This window comes from Bacilliculturomica massiliensis, assembly GCF_900605495.1.
Lineage (GTDB): Bacteria > Bacillota > Clostridia > Peptostreptococcales > Anaerovoracaceae > Bacilliculturomica > Bacilliculturomica massiliensis.
In genome coordinates, this window is the sequence record NZ_LR027603.1 from 1,985,105 (window position 1) to 2,000,954 (window position 15,850).

Below are 15,850 nucleotides of genomic sequence, written 5' to 3' on the forward strand. Positions count from 1 at the left end.
TGGTATCATTTTGCGCGAAATTTGCAAACCCGAATAAATCAAAGCGGCAAAAAATTTATGAATAGTAGGTCGATGCTTTAAATGTATTCGTCTTTCTCTGTTCTGATTTTTCAGAAAATAATGTTGACACAGAATGAAAAAAGGGTTATTTTAAACTTAACAATAGTGAAACTTGTTTCATAATACGAAATCACTGCGATTGCTTTAGAAAATGAGAAGGGAGTACAATTATGAAAAAACTGAGAAAAAGCTTACTGTTCATCCTGACAGGTCTGTTGTCACTGACCCTGATCGTGGGCTGTGGGGACAGTGAGACTTCCGGACCGGATTCCGGTGAGGCAACGACAGGGCTTCCTCTGTCCGGGCAGCATTTCATCATTGCCGTCAATGCAGAAAATGCGCCGATGGAGAGCGTCGATCCCAGCGGTGAATACATCGGTTTTAGTGTAGATCTGGCGGCGGCTCTGGCGGACAGACTTGGATTTACCTATGAATGGAGCGATATGGAATTCTTTGGTCTTATCGGTTCTATTCAGGAAGGCCGGGCCGATATGATCCTTTCCTCCATCTCCGCCACTGACGAGCGGCGCGAGATGGTAGACTTCTCCGATGGGTATTTTCAGCCGATCACCTGTATTATTTCCGCCAAGGACAGCGGGATCTCCACTATTGAAGATCTGAACGGCAGGAAGGTCGGCGGAGCTACAGGCACCCTCTTTGAAAAATACGCCCAGACCATACCCGGTGTCAATTACGTCAGCTTTGACAGTACGGTTCCGGCGATCGAGATCATCGGCACCAGTCAGCTGGACGCCATCATTGAAAGTTCAAGTTACGGTGAACGCTATGCAGCGGGCAAGGATCTGGATGTCCATGTTATTCCTAAAAGCGTGATCAGAGAATACGCTCCGTTTTATGCGATAGCATTCCCAAAAGGTTCCGATGAAAATGTAAAACTGTTCAATGAAGCACTGGCTGAACTGGAGACGGACGGAACTCTCCAGGAGCTGCGCTCTGAGTGGCTTGGTCAGGATTATGTTGACAAACTGGCTATTTTCAATGAAGAGTAAATCGCTCCTCCATATTTCCGCGCCAGTCCGCTCTCCTCAGGGGACGCGGACCGGCGCGGACTAGCATCTGAATGCGGAAAGGGTTCTATATGAATAAAATGATCTCCGAAAACATTTACTCCTTTTACGCTCTGGAAGGAAAATCAGCGATCGTTACAGGCGCCGGCAACGGTATCGGAAAGGCAACTGCCCGGCTGCTGGCAGCCTTCGGCGCAAACGTTATGCTCTGCGATATCGAAGAAGAAAGCGCGGAAGCCGCAGCCGGGCAGATCTGTGCAGAAGGTGGACGTGCCGTCTCGATGTACTGCGATATCACCGATCGAGATCTGATCGAAAAGACCGTAAACAAAACGGTGGAGGAATTCGGCACTGTGGACATTCTGGTCAATAACGGCGCTACACTAGGCGGAGGCAAGCCCATTGCGAAAGTCGACCCGCCCGAGTTTGCCCGCCTGATCGATACAAATCTGACCGGCGTCTTCTATTTTATTTACGCAGTGCTGCCCATTATGCGTGCAAAAAAATATGGTAAGATCATCAACATCAGCTCTGGAGCCGGAGTAGTGGGAGGTGAAACGGACTTCCATTATGCGGCAGCGAAAGGCGGGGTCATCGCCATGAGCAAGGGACTGGCAAGAGAATTGGGGCATGAATCGATCAACGTCAACGTAGTCGCTCCCGGGCTGACCAACACACGCATGGCCCACGAATGGGAATTTGAGCCGGCCCTCAAGCGATTTTACCGCGTCGGCGAGCCCGTGGATATGGCCGCCGCCGTTGTTTTTCTCGCCTCTGACGCCGCAGGTTATTTCTCGGGGCAGGTCATCTCCCCCAACGGCGGCGAATACATGATCTGATACAATTTCAGGAGGTGAATCAATTGACTGCGTTCATGGACCATATGATCACGATCTCCGCCTACACACCGCGGTTTATAGACGGGATAGGCATTACTCTGTATATGACAGTGGTCTGCGTCGTCGGCGGCTTTGTTCTGGCTGTTCCTATTGCCCTTATGAAGATATCGAGAGTGCGGCTCCTGCGCACGATCGGTTATGTCTATACGGACATCTTCCGCAGTGTGCCGGCGCTGGTCATCCTGTATATCTCATACTTTGCGATACCTTCCATGTTTAAGGTCTCTGTCTCCGCTACCACCGCTGCTTTTATCACACTTTCCATGGTGTCGGCGGCCTATGTTTCGGAAGCTCTGCGCGGCGGCGTAGAAGCGATAGACGTCGGACAGAAAGAAGCCGCCAAAGCTCTGGGAATTCCCTACAGCCGTACAATGATGAGCATCGTGCTTCCCCAAGCCCTTCGCTCCATTCTGCCTTCCCTGGTCAACGAGATGGTCGGAAACTTGAAAAGCACATCACTCATATCGATCATCGGCGTAGCCGATCTGATGCGCGTTTCCCGTCAAGTCATGGCCGATACCTTCATCACGTTTGAACCACTGCTCATCGCTGCAGTAATTTACTACGTTCTTACAAAAATACTGTCAGTCTTCGCAAAAAAATTGGAAACGAGAATCAACAGAGGGGCCCGAAAAGCGCTCTGATCCCGCAGCCGGACTCTGATACGGAGGTTATTCGATGAAAAAAACAACTTGGTCCGGACATGCAAAATGCGCATTTTCTTTCGGCTGGGATCTGGACGGTGAAACGATCTGGCGTAACAAGTCCAAAAATTTCCCCGGCGGAGAAACATTTATCCGCAGCCGCTCCGTGGGTGCTTTCGGGCCCATGAGAGGCGCCTACCGTATCCTGGACATAATGGATAAATACCATCTGAAAAGCACCTGGTTCATTCCCGCCGAAAATGTGGCGCGTTATCCTCAGCTGGTCAGAGAAATTCAGGCGGCTGGTCATGAGATAGCTAACCACGGACTTGATCACAGTCCCTTTTATGGCAGCACGCCCGAGGCGCAGCTGGATAATATCCGACGCAGCCAGGATATTTTTCTTCAGGTACTGGGAAAAAAGGCAGTCGGTTTTCGTCCTACCGGGCCCCTTCTGCCGGAAACAGAAGACGCCCTGTTCAGCGACAGTTCCACCCTCTATTACAGCCGTGGATTGGCCGAGGAAGAAATCTGCTTTTGTACGGCATCGGATGGGAAGCAGACCGGCGTCGTCAGCCTGCCCTGCCGTCAGGAACTGGACGAGTACATACAAATGGTTTATTGCTCCTACCCTCCTATCCCTACCGGTCAGGATCGGATCGCGCCGTACGCCGACGTACTCGCCGGATTTCTGCGGGAATTACAGGGAGGCGCCCGTTTCGGCAGCGCAATGAGCACAGCTTTCCATCCGCAGGTGTCCGGCACCCCCGGTAAATCTCTCATCATTGAAAAGCTGTGTGAATATATTGCCTCCACACCCGATATCTGGTGCGCCACCTGCGAGGAGGTCGCCGCCCTCTGGAAAAAATCCATGGAGGAATAAATATGTTTATCAAAAAGACACAATGGCCCGGCGGAGCCGAATGCGCAGTCATGATCTCCGTCAATCTGGATGCAGAATATTTTCCCAGGGTCTTCGACCCTGATCTGGAAGTAGAAAATGTACAAAATTTCTGCCGCATGGGACAGACTGGAATGGAGATCGGACTTCCGCGCCTGCTGAAACTGCTGGTCCGCTATCGGCTCAACGCTACCTTTTTCGTCCCCGGCGCCATAGCTCTGCGCTATCCGGAAGAACTGCGCTCCGTTGCTGCTGCAGGTCATGAGATCGGATGCCATGGTTTCTCACATGAACACTTGGCGCGTCTTTCCCCCGACGCGCAATTGGAAGCCATCCGCCGCGGCCGGGACGCCATTGGAACAATCTGCGGGGATAACCCTGTTGGATTTCGCGCTCCTGAAGGCGAGATCACGACGGACACTCTGCGTGCTGTAAAAAAACTGGGTTTTTACTATTCCAGCTCTCTTTCCTGCAGTGACGTTCCCTTCCGCACGGTCCTAGCGGGTTCCGGCCATAGTGCCGACACTCTATTTGAGATCCCTGTCCACTGGGCACTGTATGATCTGCCCTACTTCTCTTTCCACTTCTGGCCTCCTCTTCCTCTGGGCCAGCCCCGGGTCTCCTGCAGCGACAGAGTGCTGGAGAACTGGAAATGGGAATATGACGGTCACTGCAGATCAGGCGCCTGTTTCGTCTTACAGTTAGATCCTCAGTGCATCGGGGCACAGGGAAAAATCTATATGCTGGAGGCTCTTCTGGACTATATCGCGGAAAAAGGAAATGCCTGGTTTGCCACCGGCCGGGAAATATACGATCATCTTTCAAACAAGGAGGTAGAAACATGGATTATTTGAATCTCACAGGTAAAACAGCCGTTGTCACCGGCGGCGCACAGGGCATCGGTCTTGCCGTAGCGGAAGAACTGGCCGCTTTCGGCGTCCACGTCGTAATCTGCGATATAAAAGAACGGGAAGGCAAGGATGCGGCAGAAAAAATAACTGCCCTCGGTGGAAGTGCCATTTTCTGCCGCTGCGACGTCACGTCTCCTGCTGAGATCAAGCAGGCCACGGACACTGCCATCAAGGAGTTCGGGCGATTGGATATCCTGATCAACAACGCCGGGATCGGAAGCGATTGCCACGCCACCGATGAACTCACCGACGCGGAATGGAACCGCATGATGGATGTGGATCTGAAAGGACCCTTCAATTTCTGCCGGGAAGCTGTCCCCCATATGCGCCGTCAAAAATACGGAAAAATCGTTAACATCAGCTCCGGCGGCGGGATCGGCGGTATGCTTTTCCTCGCTCATTATTCTGCTGCAAAGGCCGGTCTCTTCGGCTTTACAAAATCACTGGCCAAGGAGCTGGCGCCGCTGGGGATCAACGTGAACTGCATTGCCGTTCCCACCACGCTCACACCGGCAACTACTTTTTACGACTATGATTCCGACTGGCAGGAGGAACTGAAGCTGATCCCCATGGGCCGGATCGCTCAGCCGAAGGACATTGCCGATATGGTGCTATATCTGGTCTCCGATGCTTCCGCTTATGTGACCGGGCAGGTCCTCTCTCCCAACGGCGGCAAACGATAGACATGAGAAAGCGGGGATATTTATGAGCGATGCAACAATACAGGTCAAGGACCTTCACAAATCCTTCGGAGCCCTGGAAGTACTTAAAGGTGTCGACCTCGAAGTTAAAAAAGGGGAAATTCTCGCTGTTATCGGTCCCTCCGGCTCCGGAAAATCCACGCTCCTGCGCTGCATTAACCTGCTGGAACAGCCAAATTCAGGGCAGATCCTGGTGGATGGTACCGATATTACGGCTTCTGTGGAAGCCGCCCAGTCCGCCAGGCAAAGAGTCGGCATGGTATTTCAGAACTTTAATTTATTTCAAAACTTTACTGTTCTAAAAAACATGGAGTACGCGCCGGTCACCGTCAAAAAACAACCTCGTGATCAGGTCAGGGAAAACTGTATGCGGCTGTTGAAACGCGTCGGGCTGGAGGATAAGTCCTCCAGTTATCCAGCTATGCTTTCCGGAGGGCAGCAGCAGCGGGTGGCCATCGCCAGAGCCTTGGCCATGGATCCGGAGGTCATACTCTTCGATGAACCCACCTCGGCCCTTGACCCTGAAATGGTCTCTGAAGTACTGGAAGTCATCAAGGGGCTGGCCGATACAGGTATCACCATGCTTCTGGTCACTCACGAGATGGGATTTGCCCGTGAGATTTCCGACCGCATTGTTTTTATGGACGACGGAAGGATTCTGGACAACTGTCCGCCGGAAGAATTCTTTTCTGATCCAAAATCAGCGCGGGCCAAAGAATTTCTGAAGAAAATGCTATAGGGCGCTCTTCAAAAAACCGAAAACCGCCGGTATCCTCATCGTTCGGGCATATGCCCGCGGATTCCGGCGGTCTGTATTCTACATCACATTTTTACTCCACGGCCGATTCGCTTCCGATCAGATCGTACAGCTTTTTCAGCATGGTCACGGTCTGTTCCCGGGTGCAGAGCCCCCTGGGATTGCTTCCGTCCGTTATTCCATTTTCCGTTCCCCACTTCCAAAAGCCGGCGGCCCAGTCAGAGGGCCGGCTTCCTCCGTTAGTGAATATCTCAAGCCTTTCCAGCTCATCCCGAACGATGGCCCGCACTTCTGTTTCTGTCAAATCGTATTCCTCCTCCTGAACGTTTTTCAGGTATGGTTCCGGATCGATGGGAACGCCGCCGAATTGCAGTTCAAAGTGCAGATGCACCGCCACTTTCAGCTTATCCGGATCGCTGCTGTTTCCCATGATACCGATCACCTGACCGGTCTCTACCTTCGTACCCGCAGACAGACCTTTATACTTCATATGCTGAGACAGGGTCCTGTAATCTCTGTGTTGGATCACGCTAACCCAGCCCCTGTAATCGTTCCAATAGGATTCTGCGACGGTGCCCGGCGCCACGGCGAGGATCCTGGTTTCCGGCTTGTAGATATCCCGTCCCAGATCGATTCCCGAATGATACGTGGTGGCTCCCGGTATTCCCGTATCCCTTTGGCCAAAGGGACTGGTGATCCTCAGGGGCGCGTCCACCGGGAGGCTGTGGAACTTGATACTGCTTTCAATGTTCAAAAGCGTCACCTCCTCCCTTTCAGTTTATGCGGCAAAGGCGATTTCGTCACAGGGACAGCGGGCAGACAGCCTTTACAGAGCCCGCCCGCCGCGTAATCTGTCGCCATATTTTGTTTGACGCGCCCGTCCATTTAGCGTATGATGGAAATAAAGAGCCGTCAGCCTTTGCAGGCGCGGCGTTTCAACAGAAATACACGAGATACGGAGGTGATAAAATGAAGTTATTTGCAAGGCTGGGTTTCATTCTTGGGATCGTCTCCACTGTGGCCGGCACTGTGGCCATCGTCTTCGGCGCCATCGGCATGGCTAAATCGAGAAACAACTATTGATGTTTTATCAGCCGCCGGAATGCGTCCGCACCGTAACGCCGCAGATCAGATAAACGCGGCCGGTGACCTTCAGGACCCAGCGTGACGCCGACAAAACAGCGTGAAGATCAAAGCCGCGCGGCGCAATCTCTATGATTGCACCGCGCGGCTTTTCTCTTCACTGCCATTCACAGCATATTTCTCTGTCATCTGCGGGGGACGTCATCCGCCCCGGTCTTCTGCCCCTGTCCGCCGCCGTGGATCAGCTTCAGCTTTTGAGCTCTGCTCAGCCGTTTGATCCCCGCCTCTCTGGACATTGCCTCCGACTTCGTGGCGTGCGCCTCAAAGTACACCAGTCTGACCGGACGCCTGCCTCTGGTGCATTTCGCTCCCTTCGCCGCGCCTGCAGCGCCGTTGTGAGCGGCAAGCCGCGCCGGCAGATCCGTGGTCCAGCCGGTATACAGGCTTCCGTCCCGGCACTGTAGAATGTAGACGTAATTCCCGTCTTCATCAGGCGCCGGACAGGCCTGCAATTCATTCTCCCTCTCTGGCTCCGGTACAGAATGCTGTATCTCCCTGCCGCCGGTCTTCTTCATCCGTTCCATTACAGCTCCCGCCGGCCTTCCATGGCCTTCGACAGCGTCACTTCATCGGCGTATTCCAGATCTCCTCCCACGGGAATACCGTGGGCGATCCGCGTGACCTTAATACCCGCGGGTTTGATCAGGCGGGAGATGTACATGGCCGTAGCCTCCCCTTCGATGTTGGGGTTGGTGGCCAGTATCACTTCTTTGATGTCGTTTTCCTGAAGCCGGACGATCAGCTGCTTCAGATTGATATCCTCGGGTCCGATACCGTCCATGGGGGAGATGGCCCCGTGAAGGACATGGTACTGCCCGTGAAACTCCTTGATCCGCTCCATGGCGCTGACGTCTCTGGGGCTTTCCACCACGCAGATCACGCCTTTCTCTCTGGTCTGATCGCTGCAGTAACTGCAGGGATCCACATCCGTCAGATTTCCGCACACCGAGCAATACTTCATATTCTTTTTCGCATCGACGATGGCCTCTGCCAGATCAAAGGCTTCCTGATCCTCCAGCGACAGGATGTGAAAAGCCAGGCGCTGTGCGCTCTTGCCTCCGATCCCGGGCAGCTTGGACAGTTCGTTGATCAGCCTGGTAAGCGGCTTGGCATAGTACTTCATATCTTTTACATCAGTCCCGGGATAGAGAGACCGCCTGTGAGCTTGCCCATCTCGCTCTGCGAGAGTTCCTCGATCTGGCGCATGGCTTCATTAGCCGCGACCATGATCAGATCCTGCAGCATCTCCACGTCGTCGGGATCCACCACTTCCGGCTTGATGGCGATCTTGCAGATCTCCTTCTTGCCGTTTACAGTAATGCTCACCGCTCCGCCTCCGGCCGTGGCTTCCACTTCCTTCTCCTCAAGCTCCGCCTGAAGTTCTTCCATCCTTCTTTGCATAGCCTGTACCTGAGCCAGCTGCTTCTGCATGCTGCCCGCTCCGCCGCCGCCCGGCTTTTTACCGGCCCTCATTCCTTTTCCCATTCCGATTCTCCTTTTCTGTTCTCTATTCTCGCCGGATATCCGCGCCGGCTCCATAACATTTCAATGACGTCCGCCTTTTTACCTGACTTCGATATTGAGGCCCAGCTTTTTGCCCATGTCCTCCGCCAGCCGCTGCGCTTTATCGCTCTCCTGTTCCTGATCGGCCTTAGGATAACGGACCACCAACCGCCTTCTCTTCCCGGTGCGCCTTTCCATGAAGGCTTCCAGCTCATCCCGGTTTTCTTTGGCGAAGTGCTCCATCATGTCGTTGCCCACCTCCACCGTGAAAGTCTCGCCGCTCACCTCAACCAGCGCCGTTCCCCGGCGCAGCAGATTGAAGCTGCCCTTCAGCGCCTCCCCGTCCTCAAAGACCCGGTGCCACAGCTCGTCGAGGTCCAGATCGGCTTCCGGCTCCGATGCCGTTTCCGGCCCAGATCCTGTTTCCGGTCCCGGTCCGGCCTCCGCTGCGGGCATACTCGTCCCCGCGGTATTTTCGGCCTGCTCCAGCGCCGGGTCCCCTCCGCTCTCCGGCGATCCGGCCGTCTCATGACCGGCTCCTGCGCTTTCCGCCTGACCAATGCGATCCAACGCCGCAGATGATCCCGTCGATCTTCCTGAACCGGGGCCGTTTTCCAAAATGCCGGCCGGCGCAGACCGCAGACTGGAGCCGGACGGGGCCTGTGGGACCGCCGGTCTCGCCCACCCCCTGCCGCCCCGCCCCCTGCTTGGGTGGCCCTGCAACCCTTCATTTTTTCCCCCGCCAGCGCCGCCCCAGGCAGGAAGAATGGACCTTGTCTTTTACCCCCACCGGACGGGGCCTGTGGGACCGCCGGTCTCGCCGTCTGGCGGCGCGCTGCCGCCCCGCCGTTTACTCCCGTGCTGAAGCCGGCGGATCCGGGAGCGCCTCCAAAGTTCCCCGCGCCCATGCGGACGATGGCCAGTTCCAGCAGGATCCGGGGCTGCGTGGACCACTTGGCGTCGGCCAGCGTCTTCGACAGTTCCAAAATACTGTCGTTGATCACCGGCAGATCCAGTCTTTCGCTCTGCGTGCGGATCCGTTCCACATTCTCTGTGGACATATTCAGCATATCTTCGGGATTCTTTATAAATTTCGTCATCAGCAGGCCGCGGAAATGCGTGATCCAGTCACGCATGAACTGGCGGACGTCCTTCCCGTCGGAGAGCACCCTGTCCACCAGAAGCAACGCTTCCGCCACCTGCTGGGTATGAATGAAATCGGTAAGTTCAATAAAAACTTCTTCACCTGACGTACCCAGGAGCGTCAGCACGTCCTCGCGGCTGACCTTTTTCTCTCCGCCGGAAATACACTGATCCAGCAGACTCAGTCCGTCTCTGGCGGAACCGTCCGCGTTGGCCGCGATCAGCCCCAGGGCGCTGTCGGATATCTCCACGCCGATAGACCGGCAGATCTCTTTCATCCCATTTCGCAGCTGCGTTTCCGGAATGCGGTGAAAATCCAGCCTCAGACACCTGGAAAGAATGGTGGCGGGCAGTTTCTGCACCTCTGTGGTGGCCAAAATGAACATTACGTTCTCCGGCGGCTCCTCCAGCGTCTTCAGCAGCGCGTTGAAGGCCCCGGTGGACAGCATATGTACCTCGTCCACGATATATACCTTGCACCGTCCCGTCACCGGCGGATACTTCACGCTCTCCCGCAGCTCCCGGATATTTTCCACTCCGTTGTTGGACGCCGCGTCGATCTCCACCACGTCCATAAAACCGCCCTCCGTAATGCTTTTACAGTTGGCGCACACGCCGCAGGGACGGCCTCCTTCCGGAGCCAGACAGTTGACGCCCTTCGCCAGAAGCCGCGCGGTAGACGTTTTTCCCGTGCCTCTGGTCCCGCAGAACAGATAAGCATGTCCGGTGGTATCGGAATTGATCTGATTTTTTAAAATTTTAACGATGTGTTCCTGCCCCAGGACCTCATCGAAGGTCTCCGGCCGGAATCTCCTGTAAAGCGCCTGATACATGCCCGTTCCTTCCCTCCCCCTTCGGGGATCTCTGCAATGCGGAAACCCTCAGCCGAAAGGTTTCATCAGACTAAAAAAATTGTCCTGTAGCAGCCTCGCCGATATGTGGAAAAGGCGTATCTGCGGCACATAAGAGATTCCGCTTATCGCTGCTTCCTTCCGGACCTGACGAGGTTCACAGATTCTTATTGCGCAGGACCCAAGCCACCACCAACGAAGCTGCTACAGGACAATGCTGTTGTTCTTATATAATGCTGCCATCGTTTCCGATGTATCAGCCTTTATATTATATTTGGTTTCAGATCAAAAGTCAATACGCACTTGCGCCATTTGACGGCTGGTAAAAAACGAAAAAACGACCTCCGAGCCTTTCCCGGCTCGGAGGCCGTCAGAAGTGTGATCCCGCGGCGGCCGCCGCGGTAAAAGCGGTATTTCCGGCGGTTTCCGCCACGCGCCAGCTGTGTAGGCCGGTGTTCAGATCCTAATCAAAACTGCCGCGGGACGCTCCCACGGCAGCTGCATTCTATACTGATCACAAGCCGGCCCTACAGATTCCAGCTGTGCAGGTATTTTTCCTGGACAGGCGTCAGCCTGTCGATGGCGATGCCCCAGGCGTCCAGCTTGCGCCGGGCGATCAGCAGGTCGATCTCCTCCGATACGTCGATCACCTTATTTTCCAGTTTTTCATGATTTTCCAGAATGTACATGGCGCTGAGACACTGCACCGCAAAGCTCATATCCATGATCTCCGCCGGGTGTCCGTCCGCCGCCGCGATGTTGACCAGCCTTCCCTCGGCGATCACATTGATCCACTTGCCGTTTTCCAGCTTGTAGCCCATGATATTTTTTCTTGTCTCTTTCTTTTCCACTGCGCGCCGCTCCAGTTCGATCATATCGATCTCCACGTTGAAATGGCCCGCGTTGGCCAGGATCGCGCGGTCTTTCATCAACAGCATGTGATCCACGGTGATGACCTGATTGCAGCCGGTGGCGCTGACGAAAATATCGCCTCTGGGCGCCGCCTGTTCCATGGTCATAACTTCAAATCCGTCCATCACCGCTTCCACCGCCGCTACGGGGTCCACTTCCGTGACGATGACTCTGGCGCCAAGCGCCTTGGCCCGCATGGCTATGCCCTTCGAGCACCATCCGTATCCGGCCACGACCACTTCTTTGCCGGCTACGATCAGGTTGGTATTGCGCATGATGCTGTCCCAGACCGACTGGCCGGTGCCGTAGCGATTATCGAACATGTGCTTGCACTTGGCGTCGTTGACCGCCACCATGGGCACCTTCAGCGCTCCGTCCGCTTCCATCGCCTTCAGCCGGATGACTCCCGTGGTGGTCTCCTCACAGCCGCCCCACACGTCGGACAGAAGGTCGGTCCGCTTGTTGTGCAGCATGTTGATCAGATCGCTGCCGTCGTCGATCACGATATTGGGTCCCAATTCTTTCCCCGAGGCGTCCTCGCCGTGGACCAGCGCCATCTCAATGTGGCGGTCGTATTCTTCCTGTGTTGCGGCGTGGTATGCATAGACGTGCATGCCGGTAGCAGCCAGAGCGGCGGCCACGTCGTCCTGTGTGGATAACACATTGCTTCCCGTCACCGACATATCCGCTCCTCCGGCTGCCAGTACCTCGCACAGGTACGCCGTCTTCGCCTCCAGATGGACAGAAAGGGAAATGCGCACGCCATCGAAGGGACGTTCCCGTTTGAACTGCTCCTCCAGACCGCGCAGAAGGGGCATATTGTTTCTCACCCATTCGATTTTCTGTCTCCCCGAGGGAGCAAGGTTCATGTCTCTGATCTCGTTCTGTTTCATTTTCTACCTCCATACCGGCCGAAAATCACTGTCTTTCCGCCGGTTTCACTCTTCGCTTCATCTGAGGGTAAGTATAGCACATCTGCGCCGTTTGCACAATGCGCCGCCGGTCATGTCCTCCTGTTTCTTCCCCGTTCTTTTGTGCTGTAAACGCACAGCAGCGCGGAAAACGCCACAAATATTCCAAAATAAAAGGCGTCCCGCTGGGCGGGCAAATATGCGGCCGTTCCGGACAGGCCGCCGGCCAGGTAGACCGGCTGCCGCAGCGCGATCACCGCCCCGGCAAAGGCTACGCCCAGCGCCTGCCCCAGATTGCGCATGGTGGCCACCATGCCGGAGGCCGCGCCGGAGTGCTCCCGGGGAACAAAATCGAATATGGAGGCGTTTACCGCCGGAACGCTGAGGCCGTTTCCCACCCCAAAACAGATCAGACACCCTGCGACGTAAGCTGTGGACGATCCCGCGCTCAGACGGCTCATCAGAAAACACCCCATGGCGATGATGAGAAGTCCCAGACCCGCAGGCAGCTGAAAGCCGAACTTATCCTTCATCCTTCCGCCGGCTGCGGAGCACGCCATCATAGTCAGCGGCGTAGCCAGCATCACCATGCCGGATACGCTTTCCTGCAGACTCAGCACATTGATCAGAAAGAACGGCGTGAGAAAGGTGGTAAGCTGCTGACTCATGTAGGAAAGCATGCTGGTGATATTGCTCAGCGTAAACCCTCTGCTGCGGAAAAGCGCCAGCTGCATCATAGGCGCTTCCGCCGATCTCTCCCGCAGGATAAAACCGGTCAGCGCCGCCGCCGATAATATGAGACACGCGGAAAACGCCGGCGACAGGACGCCCCAGTCGCCTCCCCGGTTGACCGCCACGATGAGCGCGCCCACAAACACGGCAAAAAAAGCGGCGCCCGCCCAGTCCATGGCCGCTTCCCCCCGCTCAGCGCCTGCCTGCTCAGTCCCTGCCTGGGTGGGCCTGTCATCCTTCATTATTTTCCACGTCAGCAGCGCTCCCAGCAGGCAGAATGGAACGGCTATATAAAACATGGCCTGCCAGTCGAAGGCGGAAAGCAGAATTCCTCCCACCGACGGCCCGGCCGCCAGACCTACGGAGACGAAGACCGTGTTGATCCCCAGCGCCATGCCTCTTTCCTCCGGCGGAAAAGTACGGCTGACCATCCCCTGGGTAATGGATATGATCATGCTGTATCCCAATCCCTGCAGCGACCGGAAAAAGATCAGCACGGGAAGCGTCTTCGACAGCAGCGGCAGCAGCAGCGACACAGCTCCGAAGAAAAGGAATCCCAGAATGAATTGATTCCGGTACCCCTTCAGATCCGCCAGCCTGCCAAAGAGCAGCAGCGTACAGGTAGGCACCACCGCGTAGACCAGCGACAGCCAGCTGACGCCCCCCACGTCGGTCCCAAATTCCTCCGCCAGGACAGGCAGCGCCAGATTGATACTGTTCACCGCATACGCGCAGACCAGATTTGCGATCCCAGTGATATAAAATATTTTCCACTTGTATTCCATATTAACGATCCCACTCCTCCTCAGCGCCTGTTCGGGCGCCGGTAAGACTCCTTCTTCATCCTCTGATATTATAGTGCATAATCGTCTCTCTGTCAGTATTCCCCGGCCGACTCCCAATAAAACTCTGTGTTTGTCTTCGGTAGACAGTTTCCAGCCCCCCGTGCTAAGATAGATGAGATAGAGATAAACAGACAGAGGGGGAAATCGCATGCAAAAAATCATGATCATTGAAGACGATCCCGCGATCCGGGAAGAACTGGCTCTCCTGCTCGGAAACGAGGGCTACCGGGCGCTGACGGTTACCGAATTTGTAAATGTCCCGGAGCAGGTGACAGACGCGGATCCGGACCTGATCCTCCTGGACCTGGGGCTGCCGGGGCGGGACGGATTCTCTCTGTGCGCTGACATCCGCAGAAACTCCGGCGCCCCGATCATATTCGTCACCAGCCGGGATTCCGCCATGGACGAACTTCAGGCGCTGAGTCTGGGCGGCGACGATTACATTACAAAGCCCTACAATATGCTCGTTCTGCTGGCCCGTGTCAAAGCCGTCCTGCGGCGCAGCGAGAGCTCTGCGGACGCGGATATTCTGACAGCCGGGAAACTCAGCGTCAGTCTCACCAGAGGGACCGCCTCCTTCGGTTCCAAAACAGCAGAGCTGACCAGAAACGAGCTCAGGATCCTGGTCCGGCTGATGGACCGCCCCGGGGAGATCGTCTCACGGGAGGACCTGATCGAAGCTCTTTGGGACAGCCGCATTTACATCGACGATAACACGCTGAGCGTCAATATGACCCGCCTGCGCTCAAAGCTGGAAGCCCTGGGGCTGCCCGATTATATCAAGACCCGCCGCGGTCTGGGGTATCAGCTGTGAGCCCCGGCGAATTTCTGTCCGATCGGCTGGGCGGTCTCCTTCTCCACCTGATCGTCATGGCCGCCACCGGCGTCTTTCTGCTGGCGTCGGGTACGGAAAGCGGCGTGCTGGTCATCGTCTTCCTGGCCTGGGCGCTGGTGCTGCTCACGGTCCACGTATGGGATTACCTCCGGCTCCGCGCCTATCTGCGGGAGCTGAACGCCATCATGGACGGACTGGATCGAAAATATCTGTTCGCCGAATGCGTGCCAAGGCCCCGCGGGATCTTCCAGCGCAGATCGTTTGATCTGATGCGCAGGTCGGGTAAGGCAATGATCGAAGCAGTGTCCGACGCGCAGGCTTCCCAGCGCGACTATCGCGAATACATCGAAAGCTGGGTCCACGAGATAAAGACGCCCATCACGGCGGCGCAGCTCATCTGCAGACAGACAGATCCGGACATCAGACGCCGGCTCTCCCGGGAATTGGCGGCCATCGACGATCACGTGGAGCGCGCCCTGTTTTATGCAAGAGCCGAGAGTCCTGAAAAAGACTTTATCATCCGCCAGATCAGTTTGGATGATATCGTGTCTCAGGCCCTGGATCGCCACCGGGCGCTCCTCATCCAAAGCGGCGTGCACATCGAGACGAAAGACCTCTGCCAGACTGTATATACCGATGATAAATGGGTCAGCTTCATGGTGGGGCAGCTGCTGCAAAACGCCGTTCGCTACCGCCGCGGCCAGGACCCGGCCATCACGCTGTCCGCCTGTCCTCTGGGCCGTCAGGTCCAGCTCACCGTCTGCGACAACGGAATCGGCATCCCGCCGCGTGACCTCTCCCGTGTCTTTGAACGCGGTTTCACCGGCGCAAACGGCAGGTCCCGCGGCGGTTCCACCGGAATGGGGCTGTATCTCTGCCGCAGGCTGGCCGGCTTTCTCGCCGTCGATCTTCAGATCCGGTCCCGCGAAGGCCGCAGCACAAGCGTGACGTTGACCTTTCCTGCAAAAGAAGACCTTTCAAAAATGTAAGATAAGATCATGGCAGTTCGATACCTGCCGTCTTGCCTCTGATGTATCCTTTTATTATCCGCAGCCGGCAGGGATGCATACATTT

General features: G+C 55.7%; 17 protein-coding genes and 1 other RNA gene. 9 read left to right on the forward strand and 9 right to left on the reverse strand.

Going from position 1 to position 15,850, the window contains the following annotated elements:
- The first annotated feature begins 230 nt into the window (after positions 1-230).
- The 7 genes from E0E37_RS18095 (at position 231) to E0E37_RS18125 (ending at position 5,883) form a co-directional block, all read left to right on the forward strand.
- Positions 231-1,070 (forward strand): ABC transporter substrate-binding protein, encoded by an 840-nt coding sequence (locus E0E37_RS18095; protein WP_130864368.1) that lies wholly within the window; start codon positions 231-233, stop codon positions 1,068-1,070.
- Positions 1,071-1,159: 89 nt separating this feature from the next.
- Positions 1,160-1,927 carry an SDR family NAD(P)-dependent oxidoreductase gene (locus E0E37_RS18100; RefSeq protein ID WP_130864369.1) on the forward strand — a complete coding sequence of 256 codons (768 nt, stop codon included), beginning with the start codon at positions 1,160-1,162 and terminating at the stop codon, positions 1,925-1,927.
- A gap of 23 nt (positions 1,928-1,950) precedes the next feature.
- Entirely contained in the window at positions 1,951-2,631 is a 681-nt protein-coding gene (locus E0E37_RS18105) for an amino acid ABC transporter permease (protein ID WP_130864370.1), read from the forward strand.
- Positions 2,632-2,665: 34 nt separating this feature from the next.
- Positions 2,666-3,514: a polysaccharide deacetylase family protein gene (locus E0E37_RS18110; protein WP_130864371.1), complete on the forward strand. Its 849-nt coding sequence runs from the start codon at positions 2,666-2,668 to the stop codon at positions 3,512-3,514.
- Between the two features lie 2 nt (positions 3,515-3,516).
- A complete protein-coding gene (locus E0E37_RS18115) occupies positions 3,517-4,386 on the forward strand; it encodes a polysaccharide deacetylase family protein (protein WP_130864372.1) in 870 nt (289 codons plus the stop codon).
- Positions 4,374-5,126, forward strand: a complete 753-nt coding sequence (locus E0E37_RS18120; protein WP_130864373.1) for an SDR family NAD(P)-dependent oxidoreductase — start codon at positions 4,374-4,376, stop codon at positions 5,124-5,126. The genes E0E37_RS18115 and E0E37_RS18120 overlap by 13 nt, the downstream gene beginning before the upstream one ends.
- A 22-nt stretch (positions 5,127-5,148) precedes the next feature.
- Positions 5,149-5,883 (forward strand): amino acid ABC transporter ATP-binding protein, encoded by a 735-nt coding sequence (locus E0E37_RS18125; protein ID WP_130864374.1) that lies wholly within the window; start codon positions 5,149-5,151, stop codon positions 5,881-5,883.
- A gap of 91 nt (positions 5,884-5,974) precedes the next feature.
- Here E0E37_RS18125 and E0E37_RS18130 read toward each other — a convergent pair whose 3' ends face one another.
- The 9 genes from E0E37_RS18130 to E0E37_RS18165 all read right to left on the reverse strand — a co-directional run bounded on the left by E0E37_RS18130 (position 5,975) and on the right by E0E37_RS18165 (position 13,881).
- Positions 5,975-6,655: a M23 family metallopeptidase gene (locus tag E0E37_RS18130; protein WP_165445444.1), complete on the reverse strand. Its 681-nt coding sequence runs from the start codon at positions 6,653-6,655 to the stop codon at positions 5,975-5,977.
- Between the two features lie 514 nt (positions 6,656-7,169).
- The gene (locus E0E37_RS18135; protein ID WP_330548602.1) at positions 7,170-7,568 is read right to left on the reverse strand and encodes a GIY-YIG nuclease family protein; all 399 of its coding nucleotides are present in this window, start codon (positions 7,566-7,568) and stop codon (positions 7,170-7,172) included.
- Positions 7,568-8,167, reverse strand: coding sequence for a recombination mediator RecR (recR, locus tag E0E37_RS18140; RefSeq protein ID WP_130864376.1), 600 nt, complete (start codon positions 8,165-8,167; stop codon positions 7,568-7,570). Before recR ends, E0E37_RS18135 begins: the two co-directional genes overlap by 1 nt.
- Before the next feature lie 5 nt (positions 8,168-8,172).
- On the reverse strand, positions 8,173-8,529 hold the full coding sequence (locus tag E0E37_RS18145) for a YbaB/EbfC family nucleoid-associated protein (RefSeq protein WP_130864377.1): 357 nt from the start codon (positions 8,527-8,529) through the stop codon (positions 8,173-8,175).
- A gap of 78 nt (positions 8,530-8,607) precedes the next feature.
- Positions 8,608-8,832, reverse strand: a complete 225-nt coding sequence (locus tag E0E37_RS18635; protein ID WP_165445445.1) for a hypothetical protein — start codon at positions 8,830-8,832, stop codon at positions 8,608-8,610.
- A gap of 44 nt (positions 8,833-8,876) precedes the next feature.
- Positions 8,877-10,523 (reverse strand): DNA polymerase III subunit gamma/tau, encoded by a 1,647-nt coding sequence (dnaX, locus tag E0E37_RS18150; RefSeq protein ID WP_130864378.1) that lies wholly within the window; start codon positions 10,521-10,523, stop codon positions 8,877-8,879.
- Positions 10,524-10,628: 105 nt separating this feature from the next.
- Positions 10,629-10,728: signal recognition particle sRNA small type (ffs, locus tag E0E37_RS18155), an RNA gene on the reverse strand.
- 340 nt (positions 10,729-11,068) lie between these two features.
- Entirely contained in the window at positions 11,069-12,346 is a 1,278-nt protein-coding gene (locus tag E0E37_RS18160) for an adenosylhomocysteinase (RefSeq protein ID WP_130864379.1), read from the reverse strand.
- A gap of 110 nt (positions 12,347-12,456) precedes the next feature.
- Complete coding sequence (locus E0E37_RS18165) at positions 12,457-13,881, reverse strand: MFS transporter (RefSeq protein WP_130864380.1); 1,425 nt, start codon at positions 13,879-13,881, stop codon at positions 12,457-12,459.
- Between the two features lie 208 nt (positions 13,882-14,089).
- On the opposite strand from E0E37_RS18165, the gene E0E37_RS18170 reads away from it, so the two are divergent.
- The gene (locus E0E37_RS18170) at positions 14,090-14,755 is read left to right on the forward strand and encodes a response regulator transcription factor (protein ID WP_130864381.1); all 666 of its coding nucleotides are present in this window, start codon (positions 14,090-14,092) and stop codon (positions 14,753-14,755) included.
- Entirely contained in the window at positions 14,752-15,765 is a 1,014-nt protein-coding gene (locus E0E37_RS18175; RefSeq protein ID WP_130864382.1) for a sensor histidine kinase, read from the forward strand. The genes E0E37_RS18170 and E0E37_RS18175 overlap by 4 nt, the downstream gene beginning before the upstream one ends.
- Positions 15,766-15,850: the final 85 nt, after the last annotated feature.